1 protein-coding gene and 1 pseudogene are annotated in these 1,478 nt (G+C 58.5%); both read right to left on the reverse strand.

Features of this window, described 5'->3' with window-relative positions; translation table 11 throughout:
- Positions 1-979, reverse strand: a 979-nt coding sequence (locus HX899_RS04355; RefSeq protein WP_181291704.1) for a cache domain-containing protein, incomplete at its 3' end; no start/stop codon positions are given.
- A 260-nt stretch (positions 980-1,239) separates the two neighbouring features.
- A pseudogene (locus HX899_RS04360) lies at positions 1,240-1,478 on the reverse strand (chemotaxis protein); the annotation flags it as partial.

Genomic DNA, 1,478 nt, shown 5'->3' on the forward strand with positions numbered 1-1,478 from the left:
GAAGGGCGGCATACTTCTGGCCGAGATCGGCGCAGCGAACGGTGAGGTCGCCGCGGGCGATCATCTCCAGCGCCTGGCCGATGGTCGTCACCACCCGCGCCTGCAGCGTTGCTTCATCCTGCTGCTGGCGCAGATTGTTTTCGCGCTCATTTTCCAGCGCCAGCTGCTGGGCCGCCTCGCGATCCGACATCGCATGGCGTTCCCTGATCTTTTCCTGCAGTGACTGCGTCGCCTTCGCCATCATGCCGACTTCGTTGTTCATGCCGGTGTGCGGAATGGTGATCGAAACATCCTCTTCGGCGACAGCCTTGAGGGCGGCATGGACGTTGTTGAGAGGTCCCGATATGCCGCGGATGACGATATAGGCGGCTGTCATGGCAAGGAAGAACAGGACGATGCTGCCGGAGAGCGCGGTCAGGATCGTGCTGTTTATCTGAGCATCGAGATCGTCCATGTAGACGCCGGTGACGACGACGATCTTCCAGGGTTCGAAGGCCTGGCCATAGGCCGTCTTGCGATAATCGCCAACGGGTTGGCCCGGTTTGACCGTGGAATAATATTCGACGAGACCGCCGCCCTGCTGCCCGAGCTTGACCAGCTCATCGCGATAGAGCTTGCCTTTGCTGTCCGGCTGGCCCTTGTTGATCTGCCCGACTTTCGAGGCATCGTAGTGGAATACCATCTGGACGTCGTAGCTATAGCCGAAGAAATAGCCGTCCGGATCGTATTTCATCCCGTTGACGGTGGTGTAGGCCTGCTTCTGGGCATCCTCCAGCGTCATTTCGCCGGCGGTGACCTTGGCCTGGTAAAGCTTGAGAACGGAGACCGCCGACTGAACCTCGGCGCGCAGCATGTCATAACGTTCCTTGTAGATCGCATCGACCGAGGAGCGGATCTGCAGGGAGGTGGCGATCGCAAAGGCAATCATCAGGCCGACGACCAGCAATATGAGCTGCTTCGATATCTTCAAATTTTTCATGACGCCTCGCAACGGGAATGGGTGAATACATTCCGGTGCGGTTTTCTACCGCCTGTGCGAGCGCGCCAAACAAGACGACGCGTCTACCGCTGCTAAAACAAACATGCTGCGACCGGGTAAGGAACAATTGATGCCCACCCTATAAAAAAGCTTTAACTTTATTGTTCGCGATCCGAATTTCCCTCAAAATCCAGGGGTACTTACAAAGAAAAACCGCCGGATTTTCACCCGGCGGTCGAATATTGCTTGTTGTCGAATTCTCAGCTTGCCCGGCGCATCGGTTCGGCCTGGCGGTGCTGCGGTGCGCCGACGCGGAAGCCGCGGATGAGGTCGATCAGTTCGTCGGTATCGGTGGCGAGTGTCTCGGCGGATGCCGTGGTCTCTTCGGCCATGGCGGCGTTCTGCTGGGTGGCGGCGTCGAGCTGGTTCATCGACGAGGAGATCGAGCGCAGCGTGGTGTCCTGCTCGGAGGCGCTGTGGGCGATCTTGGCAACGATCT

Source organism: Rhizobium sp. WYCCWR 11146 (genome assembly GCF_013591995.1).
Lineage (GTDB): Bacteria > Pseudomonadota > Alphaproteobacteria > Rhizobiales > Rhizobiaceae > Rhizobium > Rhizobium indicum.